General features: G+C 48.9%; 13 protein-coding genes and 1 pseudogene. 3 read left to right on the forward strand and 11 right to left on the reverse strand.

Features of this window, described 5'->3' with window-relative positions; all coding sequences use genetic code 11:
* Positions 1-115 precede the first annotated feature (115 nt).
* Entirely contained in the window at positions 116-730 is a 615-nt protein-coding gene (locus HUZ68_RS04675) for a YagU family protein (protein ID WP_001019920.1), read from the forward strand.
* Between the two features lie 246 nt (positions 731-976).
* Here HUZ68_RS04675 and HUZ68_RS04680 read toward each other — a convergent pair whose 3' ends face one another.
* The 7 genes from HUZ68_RS04680 to ecpR all read right to left on the reverse strand — a co-directional run bounded on the left by HUZ68_RS04680 (position 977) and on the right by ecpR (position 8,412).
* Positions 977-1,306 (reverse strand): YkgJ family cysteine cluster protein, encoded by a 330-nt coding sequence (locus HUZ68_RS04680; protein WP_001303809.1) that lies wholly within the window; start codon positions 1,304-1,306, stop codon positions 977-979.
* Between the two features lie 312 nt (positions 1,307-1,618).
* Positions 1,619-2,329: a fimbrial chaperone EcpE gene (gene ecpE, locus HUZ68_RS04685; protein WP_001359370.1), complete on the reverse strand. Its 711-nt coding sequence runs from the start codon at positions 2,327-2,329 to the stop codon at positions 1,619-1,621.
* Entirely contained in the window at positions 2,298-3,941 is a 1,644-nt protein-coding gene (gene ecpD / locus HUZ68_RS04690) for a fimbrial adhesin EcpD (RefSeq protein ID WP_080030310.1), read from the reverse strand. Before ecpD ends, ecpE begins: the two co-directional genes overlap by 32 nt.
* Entirely contained in the window at positions 3,931-6,456 is a 2,526-nt protein-coding gene (gene ecpC / locus HUZ68_RS04695; RefSeq protein ID WP_112044231.1) for a fimbrial usher EcpC, read from the reverse strand. Before ecpC ends, ecpD begins: the two co-directional genes overlap by 11 nt.
* Positions 6,457-6,481: 25 nt before the next feature.
* Positions 6,482-7,150 carry a fimbrial chaperone EcpB gene (gene ecpB / locus HUZ68_RS04700; RefSeq protein WP_000716394.1) on the reverse strand — a complete coding sequence of 223 codons (669 nt, stop codon included), beginning with the start codon at positions 7,148-7,150 and terminating at the stop codon, positions 6,482-6,484.
* 57 nt (positions 7,151-7,207) lie between these two features.
* The gene (gene ecpA, locus HUZ68_RS04705; RefSeq protein ID WP_000730974.1) at positions 7,208-7,795 is read right to left on the reverse strand and encodes a common pilus major fimbrillin subunit EcpA; all 588 of its coding nucleotides are present in this window, start codon (positions 7,793-7,795) and stop codon (positions 7,208-7,210) included.
* Between the two features lie 74 nt (positions 7,796-7,869).
* On the reverse strand, positions 7,870-8,412 hold the full coding sequence (gene ecpR / locus HUZ68_RS04710) for an ECP biosynthesis operon DNA-binding transcriptional regulator EcpR (RefSeq protein ID WP_069913654.1): 543 nt from the start codon (positions 8,410-8,412) through the stop codon (positions 7,870-7,872).
* An 822-nt stretch (positions 8,413-9,234) separates the two neighbouring features.
* Between ecpR and ykgL the strand changes: the two genes are divergently transcribed.
* Positions 9,235-9,462 carry a protein YkgL gene (gene ykgL / locus HUZ68_RS04715; RefSeq protein WP_069913653.1) on the forward strand — a complete coding sequence of 76 codons (228 nt, stop codon included), beginning with the start codon at positions 9,235-9,237 and terminating at the stop codon, positions 9,460-9,462.
* Positions 9,463-9,496: 34 nt separating this feature from the next.
* On the opposite strand, the gene ykgO is transcribed toward ykgL, so the two are convergent.
* From ykgO to HUZ68_RS04735, 4 genes and pseudogenes are all read right to left on the reverse strand, one after another.
* Positions 9,497-9,637, reverse strand: a complete 141-nt coding sequence (ykgO, locus tag HUZ68_RS04720; RefSeq protein WP_000866436.1) for a type B 50S ribosomal protein L36 — start codon at positions 9,635-9,637, stop codon at positions 9,497-9,499.
* Positions 9,637-9,900, reverse strand: a complete 264-nt coding sequence (locus HUZ68_RS04725) for a type B 50S ribosomal protein L31 (protein ID WP_000804001.1) — start codon at positions 9,898-9,900, stop codon at positions 9,637-9,639. Before HUZ68_RS04725 ends, ykgO begins: the two co-directional genes overlap by 1 nt.
* Positions 9,901-10,263: 363 nt before the next feature.
* Positions 10,264-10,365, reverse strand: coding sequence for a small membrane protein YkgR (gene ykgR / locus HUZ68_RS25110; RefSeq protein WP_000662258.1), 102 nt, complete (start codon positions 10,363-10,365; stop codon positions 10,264-10,266).
* A 473-nt stretch (positions 10,366-10,838) separates the two neighbouring features.
* Positions 10,839-10,928, reverse strand: a pseudogene (locus HUZ68_RS04735) (hypothetical protein); the annotation flags it as partial.
* Positions 10,929-11,480: 552 nt separating this feature from the next.
* Here HUZ68_RS04735 and fdeC point away from each other — a divergent pair.
* The gene (gene fdeC, locus HUZ68_RS04740) at positions 11,481-15,734 is read left to right on the forward strand and encodes an inverse autotransporter adhesin FdeC (protein ID WP_115740051.1); all 4,254 of its coding nucleotides are present in this window, start codon (positions 11,481-11,483) and stop codon (positions 15,732-15,734) included.
* The last annotated feature ends 104 nt before the right edge of the window (positions 15,735-15,838 follow it).

Below are 15,838 nucleotides of genomic sequence, written 5' to 3' on the forward strand. Positions count from 1 at the left end.
CTTTGGCGATTAGACAACCATCTTGTTATACAAAAAAATACAGTTCTTTACATTTACCTTGTTTTATGAATACTCCTAAAGAGGTGTATAACATAATGGTACAAGCAGGGTAGATATGAATATATTTGAACAAACTCCACCGAACCGCAGACGTTATGGTCTTGCTGCATTCATTGGGCTGATTGCTGGCGTTGTTTCCGCATTTGTGAAGTGGGGGGCTGAAGTTCCATTGCCGCCACGTAGCCCGGTGGATATGTTTAATGCAGCGTGTGGCCCGGAATCATTAATCAGGGCTGCTGGGCAAATTGATTGCTCGCGTAATTTTCTCAATCCTCCGTATATTTTTCTTCGAGACTGGCTGGGGCTGACAGATCCCAATGCGGCTGTTTATACCTTTGCCGGGCATGTCTTTAACTGGGTTGGTGTTACGCACATTATCTTTTCGATAGTGTTTGCTGTCGGTTATTGTGTGGTCGCTGAAGTATTTCCAAAAATTAAACTCTGGCAGGGCTTACTGGCAGGTGCTTTAGCCCAACTTTTTGTTCATATGATTTCATTCCCTCTCATGGGACTGACACCACCTCTGTTTGATCTCCCGTGGTATGAGAATGTTTCTGAAATTTTTGGACATTTAGTCTGGTTCTGGTCCATTGAAATTATTCGCAGAGATTTACGAAACAGAATTACTCATGAGCCAGACCCTGAGATCCCTTTAGGCTCAAACAGATAATGCATTGAATGATAAAAATGGCGCAAATACAGCGCCATTTTTATAGGTTAAAAACATTGCTTTTTATATTCTGATGCAGATAGCCAGTGAGTATATCGTGCCACTTCAGGATGATGTAGATCCGAAGAACGCTACAGAAGAGAGGCATTGTTGCTGGCAAATAGAAGAAGTTTCGGGTTTTGTTGCCCCTAAAAACGAAGCCCCGCTATTACAGTAGGCGGGGCAGTGCAATTAATTATTGTATGTTTATAACGGTGTCAGCCCGTATTTAGCCCTTGCACGATTGCAAGCCTCATTGACGACTCCGTTCTCACCAGACATGGCGAATTCTCTGCATGTGGACGATCGATTTTTATATATCGTGCAGCAGGCATTTTTGCCCGGGGTTCCTGCAAGGGCAATACATCGGGGGTTTTTCTGATTGGTACCGCTCATGCATCGGTGAAAAGGGGATATTTGTTCAGTGAGCCTGGCGGGAATAGTGCCGCCAGCATCGTCGGCTTCGGCCCAGTAAAAAGAGACGCGGAAAAATGCACAACAGGCACCACACGTCATGCATGGATTCAGATTGCTCATAATTCACCAGTACAGCTATAAATCGTAAAGAGAACAGCGGTACATCGTATGTAAGAACGTACCGCGGTTGGCTGGTGTACTTTCGATAGTGTGAGTATTGAATGATTTCCAGCCGTTACCGATTTTACGTACTAATTCGTGAATAAACCACTCGTTAGCAGGCAGCCTGATACCTTTCCATGTCTCCTGAACACTATGGTGTGCATATGGGAAAGCCCATCGTTACAGGTGATATTGACGATCGCTTCCACATCATTTAAACGATTTTTGAGTCTCTGAGGTGGAATTCTTCCCTCGACCGATGGATAAGTATCAGTCCGCCGAAGGGGGCTTAGCCGGACAGGAATCGCTAATCTTAATGAATTTGTCGTTATAGACCAGATAGTGATTCCCCGGCTGACGTAACTCAGGCTGATGAACCACGTCTCCCGGACGTAGATACCAGGCATCGCCTTCCTCTTCGGTCGAATCACATCCTGGTTTAATCAGTAGCTTAAACCACGTGTTGCCGGTGTTACTTACCGTTCCGGTCACCTGATCGAAGGACCATTTAAACTGAACCTGACGTGGTCGTACTACCAGAATGGTATCCATCACCACCACCGGCTCCGTGCTGACCTCACCGCCGGTAGGGCTGCGTTTTGTCAGGTTACGAGTGGGGACCTCGCGAAATGAGACCCGGTAGTAGCGCTCGCGGTTATCCTGTGGACCATGATAGTAAAATTTAAAATACTCGCTCTCACCAGCCTGCAACGCCAGCTGGCGGGGGGCGAAAAGCAGTTCACCATCCACCGGTCGGGTGCGCAATTCACTGCTGCCCGGGCTATCAATAGCACTGATGGCAATACGGTATATCCGTGCGCTTTTGTTGTTATTCACTACACGTTTGCTGACAAAGTCAGTCTCGGACGGCAGCGAAAATGTCAGATTGCCGACCGAAATCGCCTGTGTCAAAGGTGCCGCCAGCATACAGACCGCTGTCAGCAGGGCCTTAGTTAATGTTACGCCACGTCGCCTGAACATGAATTTCTCCTGAAGCGCTGACTTCGCCAAACCAGCCGTTATCATCTACCGTACGCAGCGAAATGGCGTTATCCATTGGAATCGAAAATTTGACTGTGGTCTTATCCATCTGCCCCACTTCGCCAGAGATATCAGTCCACGGTGTGGTCAGCCACAGCGCATCGGTCATATCCCGCCAGCTATCATCGCACCCGGCATCGTAGGTTTTTGTAGCTCCGTTGCGGGTAATAAAGGAAAGTGTCGCCGGGAACGGTACTTTCGCCTTACCGTCATCGGAGCTGAAGACACAATAGGAGCGCCCGCCAATCACCTGCGCGGGTCCGGTCACCTTGATCAGCACTTCGTCGGCAGCTGTTTTACCGCTGGTGGTTACGATATAGCCGAAATCGAGTGCCGACTCACCGCTGCCGACATATCCCTCCCGCGACGGTGTCTGAGTATATTCATCGGAGATAATACTGATGCTGAAATCACGGGGTTTGATAAGTAGCGTGTTGGAGGTAGAAAATTCATACCAGCCAGACTCCGGTGATGTAGTGTTCTGAAAGCGAAAGTTGAATAGATCTTTGGTGTTGATATCGCTGATTCCCAGGTTCACCATCTGCTTAAAGAAGTTGCTCGAGAAGAAAACATAGATCGAGTCTGCGCTCTTCATCTCGTTGAAGGTGTAGTAATAGGCGGTATTGCTCACTGGTCTCCATGAACTGCCATTCAGACTGAACTGCATATCGTACGCCCCGACGGCCGAGGCTAATGACGAGTTGGCGATCGCCGGGAATATATGGATTGAGATGTTGCTGAGTCCGTTTGTTTGCAGGGTGTAGTTGACCATCTTACAACTTAATCCTGAAAGGCTGCCGATGGTTTGCGTCCGGCAGTCGGCGTTCCCTTCGCCCAGAGTCGGTACTCCGTCGCTGTTGATAAATACCTCCGCCAGCGAGTGGGTATTTATTAACCGCAGATTTGCTGCTTTCGTATGGGTGACATTGCGAACATACCAGTTTCCGGAGGCCTGATCCTTACAACGCGCGCCGCTGCTGGCGTCATAGTTCACAGAGGTCTGACAGGTATTGATGGTCATTGTAAAGCTGCTGCCGACGGGCATTTGTTGCATATACTGGTAAAACGCGTCTGACAACATGCCGTGCATCCACTTCGCGCCGCCACTGGTCACCGTCGCGCCATAAAATCCACTGGCGTCGGTGGTTTGCGGCAGGATAAGACTGGTGGTCATATTACACCCTGCGTACCAGTTGATGCAGCGTAAGCCAGTTAAAGGAGATGAAACCGGCGAATTTTCCAGCCACATATCAAACTTCCAGTTGGTATAGAGGCCGGTGTTGTAACCGTTATCAATGTAGCCGAGGCTTTGCTGATAAATGGTTCCTGAGCCAGTGTATTTTAAGCCGGTCCAGCGGTTGGCACCGGTCAGGCGCGGATCCAGCGCCCCGCCAGGAGTGACGAAAAAGTTGTCGTCTGAGTTGTTTTCGACAAACACAAACTCGCTTGCCGGTGCATCCGCCCAGGTTGTTTTGCTCACTGCCGCTCTGAGCGCGGTTGCTGGCCAGATTAGCGCGAAGATTATCATCGCTATCAGTAGGTTAACTCTCATTCTCTTCTCCTGTCTGCTTCACGGCTGCCCACGATGAGAGGCCGCTGCAGACCACATCACCGACCCAGACGGCACCGCGCGCCTGGTTGAGTTCCAGTGCCACTTCGCAGGTTTTATTGCCACTGTAGCGAAAATCGATAGTGGGGTATTTCTTGTCCACATCCATGACAAACTCGCCGTTTTCATCGGTTCGGGTTCGGCCGATATGGTTGTTAATCCGTGCGTTAGCCAGCAGTGTGCCGTCTTCCGCACGGATACGGCCGGAGACGGTAACCATCTGCTTCACCTCTGGCTCAATGACAGCGACATTGCCTGGATAGAGAGTCAGATGGCTTTTGCGGCCGCTGACGATATCGTAACTGTCGAGTGAGTTTTTGCTGTTCTGTAACTCCACCTCATATCTTCCATAGGGAGATAGCGGGAGATAGTTACGCTTGCCGTTAAGCGGGAAAATCCGCCCGTTGATTTTGGCGCTGATCTGACCGTCGTCCTCCAGCCCGGTGTTGAATATCACCCCAGCGTTGCCATCAGTCCGCCCGCTGGCAGCAATGTTTTTACCCTGCCAGCCGACGCTGCCATTGGCGGTTAAATTGGTATTGACGTAGCCGTCCGCCGCGCTATTGACGTTCAGCGTTCCGCTGGCGTAGCGAGCGTCGAACTGTGCATACGCCCCACCACTGAGAGTTTTGTCACCACCGGTATCGCCGGAGATGGCTCGTGACAGATTGGCACCAACAGTGCGAATGGTCCCTTCATCAAACTGCTTGCGTGCTGACAGGTTTGCCATGGTGTAGCCGTTTTGATGAGTCATCCCTGCGCTAAACCAGTTGCCCAGTGGTAGCGAGAGATCGAGAGCGATATATTTCCCTGTATTGGCGTTGCTGTCGCCGTTGTTATAGCGCTGAATACCGGCCCGCAGGCCAAGCGAACCAAAGGGACCGCTGTAGACATTTTGATAGTAATCTGCCGTGTAATAATGGCTGTTGTAACGGCGGTCATCATTGTAGCTGATGCTGAATGTGCCCAGCTTCGACCACAGTGAGTTCAGGTTGAGTGTGCCGCCGATTGCACGGTTGTCGGCATCGCTACGTCGCAATTGATTGCCAATGCGGGTTTTTTCCTGGTTAACCCACAGCGAACTAAAGCCTCCCGGTAGAGTGGCGCTGATGCTGGCGATGTTGTTCCATGAGCTGTCACTGGCCAGCATATTTTGCAGGTTAACGTTGATCGCTCCCCCAAGCGGCAGCGTCAGACGGGTTTCACCCACCGCCTGATTATCGTATCCATATCCCGTTGCCGCCCAGCTAAGCGTACTCAATGAGCCGGAGGTCGAGGCACCTGCTAGCCAGCTCTCCTTAGCTGGTCGCGTCTTTTTCCCGTTTTCCGACCAGCGATCCATATGAAAGCTACCGCCCCATACCTGCCACGCCAGTGGTGCACCGACGCCGCGCCCCCGGCTAAACAGCTTATTGACCCGTTGAGTGCGTTTGCTGATCACGCGACCGTTAACGATCACCTCAACTTCCACATCGTAAATACCGTACGGTAGACCCCGGGTATCCACTTCATGATTGCCCATAGTGAAGTTCTGAACGCTTAGTAGCCGCCCATCACGGGTGAGATGTACTTCACCCGCCGCCGGTAAAAAGGCGATCACTGGCGTGGCTGACTGGCTGCTGTCGAAGATGGTGGAGCTGGCCTGGTTTCCCCAGGAAAGGCCGTAAATCTTCCCTGCTGAAATGGCGGTCATCGGCCCTAAGGACTGCAAGTTCCAGGTGTCGAGCATTCCACCGGCAAATCGGTGACCGGCAAAATCGCGTTCATACATCGCTTTATATAATTCACTGTCCTGTTGACCGCTACCGATCCCGTACAGCGAGCCGTCGAGCACCACATGATGTTCGCGCAGTGCAGTAACGTTATTCAGCGACAGATAGCTGGATGTGTTGCTCCCGCCGTTACGCAACTGGTTGTTATAGATGCCGAAGTTATAGCTCAGATTACTGCTGAGGGTGTTAACACTGGACTGCCCGATGTCTTCGCTACGTGAGCGTAGTACAGTGCCCAGCGCTTCGCGCTTGACCACCAGCTGCAGCAGCAGTTGGCGCAAGCTGAGATCCAGCTGCGCGTTGTCAGTCAGGGGGATGGTAAGGGCCTCATTGAACGGGGCGTTCGCCAGAGCCATCAGCTGCTGTCGAGTTTGTTCGCTGACACTGGCGTTATCTTCACTCTCTTCCAGCTGTATTTTCCGGATGCGTAGCTGTCCATCATCCAACCAGATAAAAGCGCTGCCGATTCGCTGATCGTCCTGGCGACCCTGGCTACCGGCGAGATGAATATAAAGCGGGACGCTCATGCCGTCCTGGAGCGCCTGACTGAAGGCCTGCGGAATAATCACCCCACCTATTTGCTGCGCACTTATGTCAGCAGCGCTGGCATCGGGCTGAACGAACAAAAAGACCATGCCGAAGGCAAACTGGGCTTTCAGTCCTGGGGAGAACCGTCGTAAAGGCATTGTCGTTATCCATCTGCACAGCTATCTATTTCACGGGAATGAACTTATCACCCTGCCAAAGTGCAACCCGTCCTTTGTTATCCGCCGTGTCCACGCGGGTAAAACGACGCGACTTGCCCGGCATCAGGTAGTAATTCTCTTTACACTCTTTACCATTGGCGGCTTTCAGGCAGGGGCCGTAGGCGAGGATCCGCAGCGTCGCATTTCCTGTATTTGTCAGGGAGCCGTTGGCGTACTGAAAGTGGTAGTTTGCCTGGCGGGGTGCGACGACCAGAATGGTGCCGATGCGGGCGGAAGCAGTGGCCACAGCGCTGCGGTTGGCATTATCGCGCTGCGCATCACTGAGGGCCTGATCAAACCAGACAATGCGGTAGTAGCGCTCTTTTTCATCTGCGGGTCCCTTATAGAAGAAGCGGATCACTTCGCTGGCTTGGGCGGGTAGCAGCAAGCTGGCGGGAGTGAGTAGCAACTCATCCGGCTTGTCCATTGCGATAACCTGCCCGTCGTCAAGCGGTGAAGAGAGCCGTTCGAGACGGATATTGATAAGGCGACCACTGTCGGTACTGTTTTTGATCGTTTTGCTCAGCGTGCTGCTGTCACTGTTCATAAACGATGATATATCGCCGACATCCAGCGCCTGGGCCGGAGATATTCCGGAAAACAGCAGAGCGAGAGGCAGAAGGTGCTTTTTCATAACAATTCCGTCCAGGAATAAAGCAGGGGGGCTACCCCTGCTGGTACATCAGAGAGATTAACTGGTCCAGGTCGCGTCGAACTGTACGCTAACGTCGCCGCTCCAGATGCCTTCCGGTAGAGTGCTGTAGTCGGTTACTGCGGTGGTACCATTGGTGGTGCCGCTGATGATGGTGAAGGTGAAACCATCCTGTGCGGTGGTACGATTGCTGGCATTGTAACCGTTAGCCAGCGGGCTAAGGTTGCCGCCCAGTACGCCGTTGGCGGTATCGATCATCACGGTATCGCCAGTTTTTTCGACTGCCGCGCCGTTATAATCCACGCCCACATTCAGTGTGGAACCTGAGGTATCCAACTGGGTTAATGTGTTGGTGATAAGACGTGAGGTCAGTTTAAAGGCGGTAGCCGTTGAGTCACCTTCGATAGCCACGTCAAATAGACCTTTCTGTGAGTTAAAACCTTTAATGCCTTCGGCATACTGGAACGCCAGGCTACCGAGTGGCGTCACAACCAGCTTACTGGTGGTGTCTTTTTTGGCTGTTGCCGACCAGGTCGCTACAGCCTGAGCTGTTACGTCAGCAGCCTGCGCCACACCCATGCCGGTAAACACCGTTACCAGAGCTATTGCCAGAACCTTTTTTTTCATTGCATTTCTTCCCGAGTTGAATTGAGGACGTGATGTCCCAGTGAGTCATTTTTTAAAACTAACTTGCCTGGAGTTTACTGAATCAACTTATATATTTTTGAGTACAGCTTGGCCTCAGCATTACGCCGATGGGTATACACTGTCTTCACACTACAATTTTCAATTCTGGCAATCGATTTAGGTTGCATTCCCTGGGCCGTCATGCGGATAATTTCCATTTCCCGGTCAGTGATTTTATCTTTCTTAATATCTTTTCTCAGGAACCTGCCATTAATCACATAGGCCAGTTCTTTTCTAATATCACGACTCAGTCCAGCGTATACCACGCCCCTAATATTGCTGTTGTAATACCAATAATTTGCTAAGGCTTCTGACTTTCTGGCCGCAATCAATACGACCTGTTTCCCCTTTACCGCGGATAACCATTCATTATCACGGTTTATAAATTCAGATAAAGAATCCGTATTGAGATTGATAAACACGAAATCTTTTCTAATTTTCTCCAACGATAGATAAATTAATCTGTCGATATCCACAATCAGTTCAGATAGTCCTTTATAGAAGTAGGCGTCATGGGGAGACCAGATGTATTTATCAGAACGGTTTTGACATTCCATATGGTTTTTAACCTCATAGTCCCTGCTGTAATCACTTTGCCATGTCACTACTTTCCAAACCTGTAATTTTTACAGGTGCATTCAGTTTCCTTAGTAAACCGGAAGTAAATAAGATACGTAGTACATATCAATAAAGGTTAAACGAGATTAAGTTTAATTATTTTCGATTGGGCTTAAATTTATGTTTTTTTCCCGATGAGTGTCAATATGTGAACGGAAAAGGAATTCAATGGTTAAGTCAATATTTAGAAAAACTGAAAATATTGCTTTTTTGATAAGAAGAAAAAGACATTTAGTTTCATAAGGTTATTTGCAATATAACGTTCATTTCTTACTTGCATTTTATATTGGTCAGGAACTTTGCCCTGAAGTGTTAGGAATAGTCTTAATGCGCTGTGTGATGGACTAGTAAAAAAACAAGTTTTAAGGGTAAGGGATAGAATATAAAACTATAATGAGCTGTCATTGAAGATGATTTGCCAATCAGTAAGAAATTTTAATGGATTAACATGCCGCACAAAATGGTTATAGGTGTTCATTACAATAAGTGATGGAAAATTGAACGGGCGTATGTACGTCATCTGTTCGGTAAGCCCCCAAGAGCCAGATTAAGTGAAGTTAAACGAAGGCTGCCAGCTGTCACAGGAACGATGGCCTCTTTGTCAGGGCACTGAGTGCAGTTATCTGTGCGCGTTACTCTAACTGGCACTCGAACGTCGGCGACGGGGTTACCGGTGGATCAGACTGTTCCTGTGGCGTAAACGTTTTTATGTCAGTACCAACAGATTTACCACATTTATCATCTTAACAGTTTGAGTGAAAATGCAGGCTGCGCCGCAAAGGGAGGAGACTGAGTGGTGTGTTCAGTCTAAAAGAGAGTTGATGCCAGCATACAGGGGCGAAGCTGGTCAACAAGTCAACATTAAGATAATGGAATATTCGGAGAGAAACGTCAGGCAGTTGGCCTCAAATGAACAGGAAGAATATATCCCCAGGGAAATTAATGTTGGTGTTATAAACACACCAACATTAAACCGATCTGATTATTAATCAGACAAATATCGTTAATCCGTCGAATTTTGAATCAACGTTTTTTCTTACGACCCTGAACGGCCTTAAAACGTGGATTAGATTTACAAATCACATATAGCCGTCCTTTTCGCTTCACAATCTGACAGTCTGGATGGCGTTCTTTTGCGGTACGAAGAGAGTTAAGAACTTTCATCACGCCCCCTTTTTCGTGCTAACAAAACGACCAAAACGTTGGGTGAACCGTGCAACATTTCCTTCTGATGTCACTGTTCTCAGCTTCCCTGTATAGAACGGGTGCGATTTCGAAGAGACATCAATTGTTACGTACGGATACGTTACGCCATCCAGCTCAATCTCACGGTCTGTTTTGATAGTCGAGCCGATTTTAAAGTACTCATCAACACTGGTGTCGTGGAACACCACAGTACGATACTCAGGATGGATATTGGGCTTCATCATTTTTACCTGTTATGTTATAACATAACCATAAAGATACATGCTCATCCGGATCATTTCAACACCCAATCCCTGTGACCATTAGTGGTATGTGGAATTTCCTCAACGGGGAAGTCTGGCATTGTTAACAGCCATTGGCGACGCTCCCATAAACGCCTGGATGAGTGATTGATGATAGTTTCGCTGAGAGTATGGATTTTTCGAGAATGGAGGTTATCTCCACTTTACTGGCCGATGATTTATCGCAGTATGATTGATTACCTGACAGCGTGTATTCCTCTCCCACGGATATAATAATTACTTACAAAAAGGGAGAGGATGCATATTTTAAATATCACTGAAGTGAACAGTTTATTGCCGTTATTAATAGAAATGGAGAAATAAATAGGCGTATTCTACAATTGCGACAAAAACAACGATATTAATCAGTTTATGACTGATTTGTTGTACTTTATTCTCTTTCATTGGTACTTCCTCGCTTTAAAAAAGAGCGCACTTCGTAAGTGCCCTTATATAAATAACGAGTTTGGTCAACCAATTTTTTGACATGTATCACAAATTTGAATAGATGTATTACATCGGCTATCTTTTATTGCACCAACGTCATTGATATATGTCGCCTGAAGTCAGTTCCGGGAATGAGTCTGATCTCAAGACTGGCTCAGTCCTGGCGTTGATTGGCGCTGAGGAGCATATCGCATCTCATCATAATGTCGTATCTCCTGGGGTGTTATACAAGATATCGTTGTTGGTAACCTGGGCGAGGAATTGAGCTCTATTAAACCGTCAACTATGCCGGATACATACTGGATTACACTGCAGGCACGCCTTATGAGAGAACGTGCCGCAGTGACGGGTTAATTATCTGAAAGAATTTGCGAGGCTGTATCGGTTACTCATTGGTTTGATAGTTTTACTCTCGGGAGAGTAATAGATATTTAATTCATTAACGGAAACCAGTCAGTTCCTTTCGATGCCTGAATTTGATCCCATAGTTTATCCGGAATGGTTAATTCATGAACAAGTTGTGTTATCGTTCATGAGAAGCATAACGTAAAGGGAAAAGCTCGATTAGACGGCAGGATTTGTCAGGGGTTATGAACGAAATTCATAAATCTGTTTGAGTGTTGCGATGGGTAGTGCAAGTTCGATATCTCCGCAATTTACAGTCTGATGAATGAAAATGAATATCCATAAAAAATATATTGGTTTATCCTGGCGTATATACCTACTTCGATGTATTGCCAATCGTGGTAAATTAAAGACAGGTCATTATTATTCACTCTGAATAATGAATTATTCACTGTCCGCAGAGTAAGAAATATAACTTAGGTATCTATTTAATGACTTGCACAAAAAGCTAAATTTTTACCCATAAATAAAAATATAATCCCGCGCCCAACCACCTGATGAGTGGCTACAGGCACTGGATATATTAGGTGGCGGTGTACTTTCTTACATAAAGGTATTTCCTTTTCTGCGGAAAAGGAAACCGGGAAATCCCCGGTTTTTCTGACAAGCAGACGCCATTATTTGTGTCTGCCTATGTTCGTTAATTCGTTCATCAGGAAATTATCTCAATGTCACGTTATAAAACAGGTCATAAACAACCACTATTTCGTTATTCAGTTCTGGCCCGCTGCGTGGCGTGGGCAAATATCTCTGTTCAGGTTCTTTTTCCACTCGCTGTCACCTTTACCCCAGTAATGGCGGCACATGCGCAGCATGCGGTTCAGCCACGGTTGAGCATGGAAAATACCACGGTAACTGCTGATAATAATGTGGAGAAAAATGTCGCGTCGTTTGCCGCAAATGCCGGGACATTTTTAAGCAGTCAGCCAGATAGCGATGCGACACGTAATTTTATTACCGGAATGGCCACCGCTAAAGCTAACCAGGAAATACAGGAGTGGCTCGGGAAATACGGTACTGCGCGCGTCAAACTGAATGTCGATAAAGATTTCTCGCTGAAGGACTCTTCGCTGGAAATGCTTTATCCGATTTATGATACGCCGACAAATATGTTGTTCACTCAGGGGGCAATACATCGTACAGACGATCGTACTCAGTCAAATATTGGTTTTGGCTGGCGTCATTTTTCAGGAAATGACTGGATGGCGGGGGTGAATACTTTTATCGATCATGATTTATCCCGTAGTCATACCCGCATTGGTGTTGGTGCGGAATACTGGCGCGATTATCTGAAACTGAGCGCCAATGGTTATATTCGGGCTTCTGGCTGGAAAAAATCGCCGGATATTGAGGATTATCAGGAACGCCCGGCGAATGGTTGGGATATCCGCGCAGAGGGCTATTTACCTGCCTGGCCGCAGCTTGGCGCAAGCCTGATGTATGAACAGTATTATGGCGATGAAGTCGGGCTGTTTGGTAAAGATAAGCGCCAGAAAGACCCGCATGCTATTTCTGCCGAGGTGACCTATACGCCAGTGCCTCTTCTGACACTGAGCGCCGGGCATAAGCAGGGCAAGAGCGGTGAGAATGACACTCGCTTTGGCCTGGAAGTTAACTACCGGATTGGCGAACCTCTGGAGAAACAACTCGATACAGACAGCATTCGCGAGCGTCGCATGCTGGCAGGCAGCCGCTATGACCTGGTTGAGCGTAATAACAACATCGTTCTTGAGTACCGCAAATCTGAAGTGATCCGTATTGCTCTGCCTGAGCGTATTGAAGGCAAGGGCGGTCAGACACTTTCCCTCGGGCTTGTGGTCAGCAAAGCAACTCACGGACTGAAAAATGTGCAGTGGGAAGCGCCGTCATTACTGGCTGAAGGTGGCAAAATTACCGGTCAGGGTAGTCAGTGGCAAGTAACGCTCCCGGCTTATCGTCCAGGCAAAGACAATTATTATGCGATTTCTGCGGTTGCCTACGATAACAAAGGCAATACCTCAAAACGCGTGCAGACAGAGGTGGTCATTACCGGAGCTGGTATGAGCGCCGATCGCACGGCGTTAACGCTTGACGGTCAGAGCCGTATTCAAATGCTTGCTAACGGTAATGAGCAAAGACCGCTGGTGCTGTCTCTGCGCGACGCCGAGGGCCAGCCAGTCACGGGCATGAAAGATCAGATCAAGACTGAACTAACTTTCAAACCGGCTGGAAATATTGTGACTCGTACCCTGAAGGCCACTAAATCACAGGCAAAGCCAACACTGGGTGAGTTCACCGAAACTGAAGCCGGGGTGTATCAGTCTGTCTTTACTACCGGAACGCAGTCAGGTGAGGCAACGATTACTGTTAGCGTTGATGGCATGAGCAAAACCGTCACTGCAGAACTGCGGGCCACGATGATGGATGTGGCAAACTCCACCCTGAGCGCTAACGAGCCGTCAGGTGACGTGGTTGCTGATGGTCAGCAAGCCTATACGTTGACGTTGACTGCGGTGGACTCCGAGGGTAATCCGGTGACGGGAGAAGCCAGCCGCTTGCGATTTGTTCCGCAAGACACTAATGGTGTAACCGTTGGTGCCATTTCGGAAATAAAACCAGGCGTTTACAGCGCCACGGTTTCTTCGACCCGTGCCGGAAACGTTGTTGTGCGTGCTTTCAGCGAGCAGTATCAGCTGGGCACATTACAACAAACGCTGAAGTTTGTTGCCGGGCCGCTTGATGCAGCACATTCGTCCATCACCCTGAATCCTGATAAACCGGTGGTTGGCGGTACAGTTACGGCAATCTGGACGGCAAAAGATGCTAATGACAACCCTGTAACTGGTCTCAATCCGGATGCACCGTCATTATCGGGCGCAGCTGCTGTAGGTTCTACGGCATCAGGCTGGACGGATAATGGCGACGGGACCTGGACTGCGCAGATTTCTCTCGGCACTACGGCGGGTGAATTAGAGGTTATGCCGAAGCTAAATGGACAGGATGCGGCAGCGAATGCGGCTAAAGTAACCGTGGTGGCTGATGCGTTATCTTCAGGCCAGTCGACAGTGTCTGTAGCCGCAGATCGCGTAAAAGCAGGCGAAAGCACAACCGTGACGCTTATTGCAAAAGATGCACATGGCAACGCTATCAGTGGTCTTTCCCTGTCGGCAAGCCTGACGGGTGCTGCGTCTGAAGGGGCGACTGTTTCTGGTTGGACCGAAAAAGGTGATGGTTCCTATGTCGCTACGCTGACAACAGGTGGAAAGACGGGTGAGCTTCTCGTCATGCCGCTATTCAACGGCCAGCCAGCAGCCACCGAAGCCGCGCAGTTGACTGTCATTGCGGGGGAGATGTCATCAGCGAACTCTACGCTTGTTGCTGACAATAAGGCTCCGACCGTCAAAACGACGACGAAACTCACCTTCACCGTGAAGGATGCGTACGGGAACCCGGTCACCGGGATGAAGCCAGATGCACCAGTGTTTAGCGGTGCCGCCAACACGGGGAGTGAGCGTCCTTCAGCAGGAAACTGGACAGAGAAAGGTAATGGGGTCTACGTGTCGACCTTAACGCTGGGATCTGCCGCGGGTCAGTTGTCTGTGATGCCGCGAGTGAACGGCCAAAATGCCGTTGCTCAGCCACTGGTGCTGAATGTTGCAGGTGACGCATCTAAGGCTGAGATTGGTGATATGACAGTGAAGGTTGATAACCAGCTGGCTAATGGACAATCGACTAACCAGGTAACCCTGACCGTTGTGGACACCTATGGTAACCCGTTGCAGGGGCAAGAAGTTACGCTGAATTTACCGCAGGGTGTGACCAGCAAGACGGGGAATACAGTAACAACCAATGCGGCAGGTAAATCGGATATTGAGTTGATATCAACCGTTGCAGGGGAACTTGAAATCGCGGCCGCGGTGAAAAACTCTCAGAAGACGGTCACGGTGAAATTCAACGCGGATGCCAGCACCGGTCAGGCAAACCTGCAGGTAGACACCGCCGTTCAAAAAGTAGCAAACGGCAAAGATGCCTTTACGCTGACGGCGACCGTTGAGGATAAAAATGGTAACCCTGTTCCAGGGAGCCTGGTGACCTTTAATCTGCCCCGGGGTGTCAAGCCGCTTACAGGCGATAATGTCTGGGTGAAAGCCAACGATGAGGGGAAAGCCGAGTTGCAGGTGGTTTCAGTGACTGCCGGAACGTATGAGATCACGGCATCGGCAGGGAATAGCCAGCCTTCGAATACGCAGACTATAACGTTTGTAGCCGATAAGGCTACCGCAACCGTCTCCGGTATTGAGGTGATGGGCAACTATGCGCTGGCGGACGGCAAAGCCAAACAAACGTATAAAGTTACGGTGACTGATGCCAATAACAATTTGGTGAAAGATAGCGAAGTGACGCTGACTGCCAGCCCGGCTTCGTTAAACCTGGAACCTAATGGCACTGCGACAACGAATGAGCAAGGGCAGGCTATTTTCACCGCCACCACTACTGTTGCGGCGACATATAAACTCACGGCGCAAGTGAGTCAGACCAACGGTCAGGTATCAACGAAAACTGCCGAATCTAAATTCGTCGCGGATGATAAAAACGCGGTGCTCACCGCATCATCTGATATGCAATCTCTGGTGGCGGATGGGAAATCGACTGCGAAGCTGGAGGTGACCCTGATGTCGGCAAATAACCCCGTTGGCGGGAATATGTGGGTCGACATTCAGACGCCGGAAGGGGTGACGGAGGAGGATTATCAGTTCCTGCCGTCGAAAAATGACCATTTCGTGAGCGGAAAAATCACGCGTACATTTAGTACCAGCAAGCCTGGTGTCTATACATTCACATTTAACGCCCTGACCTATGGCGGGTACGAAATGAAGCCAGTGACGGTGACCATTACCGCGGTGGATGCCAATACGGCAACGGGCGAGGAGGCGATGAAATAATATTAAGAGTATGAAAGTAACATTCTAATAAACAATAATGGCGTTGACATCTTCAACGCCATTATTTATTGAATTTCCTGACAGTAGTCTCGTTATAAATTCAT

It is taken from the genome of Shigella dysenteriae (assembly GCF_022354085.1).
GTDB lineage: Bacteria > Pseudomonadota > Gammaproteobacteria > Enterobacterales > Enterobacteriaceae > Escherichia > Escherichia coli.

What these genes read in the sequence shown, in the direction of transcription:
- HUZ68_RS04675 (WP_001019920.1), top strand. Translation starts at nt 116, where the DNA reads ATGAATATATTTGAACAAACTCCACCGAACCGCAGACGTTATGGTCTT.
- HUZ68_RS04680 (WP_001303809.1), bottom strand. Translation starts at nt 1,306, where the DNA reads ATGAGCAATCTGAATCCATGCATGACGTGTGGTGCCTGTTGTGCATTT.
- ecpE (WP_001359370.1), bottom strand. Translation starts at nt 2,329, where the DNA reads ATGTTCAGGCGACGTGGCGTAACATTAACTAAGGCCCTGCTGACAGCG.
- ecpD (WP_080030310.1), bottom strand. Translation starts at nt 3,941, where the DNA reads ATGAGAGTTAACCTACTGATAGCGATGATAATCTTCGCGCTAATCTGG.
- ecpC (WP_112044231.1), bottom strand. Translation starts at nt 6,456, where the DNA reads ATGCCTTTACGACGGTTCTCCCCAGGACTGAAAGCCCAGTTTGCCTTC.
- ecpB (WP_000716394.1), bottom strand. Translation starts at nt 7,150, where the DNA reads ATGAAAAAGCACCTTCTGCCTCTCGCTCTGCTGTTTTCCGGAATATCT.
- ecpA (WP_000730974.1), bottom strand. Translation starts at nt 7,795, where the DNA reads ATGAAAAAAAAGGTTCTGGCAATAGCTCTGGTAACGGTGTTTACCGGC.
- ecpR (WP_069913654.1), bottom strand. Translation starts at nt 8,412, where the DNA reads ATGGAATGTCAAAACCGTTCTGATAAATACATCTGGTCTCCCCATGAC.
- ykgL (WP_069913653.1), top strand. Translation starts at nt 9,235, where the DNA reads ATGCAGGCTGCGCCGCAAAGGGAGGAGACTGAGTGGTGTGTTCAGTCT.
- ykgO (WP_000866436.1), bottom strand. Translation starts at nt 9,637, where the DNA reads ATGAAAGTTCTTAACTCTCTTCGTACCGCAAAAGAACGCCATCCAGAC.
- HUZ68_RS04725 (WP_000804001.1), bottom strand. Translation starts at nt 9,900, where the DNA reads ATGAAGCCCAATATCCATCCTGAGTATCGTACTGTGGTGTTCCACGAC.
- ykgR (WP_000662258.1), bottom strand. Translation starts at nt 10,365, where the DNA reads ATGAAAGAGAATAAAGTACAACAAATCAGTCATAAACTGATTAATATC.
- fdeC (WP_115740051.1), top strand. Translation starts at nt 11,481, where the DNA reads ATGTCACGTTATAAAACAGGTCATAAACAACCACTATTTCGTTATTCA.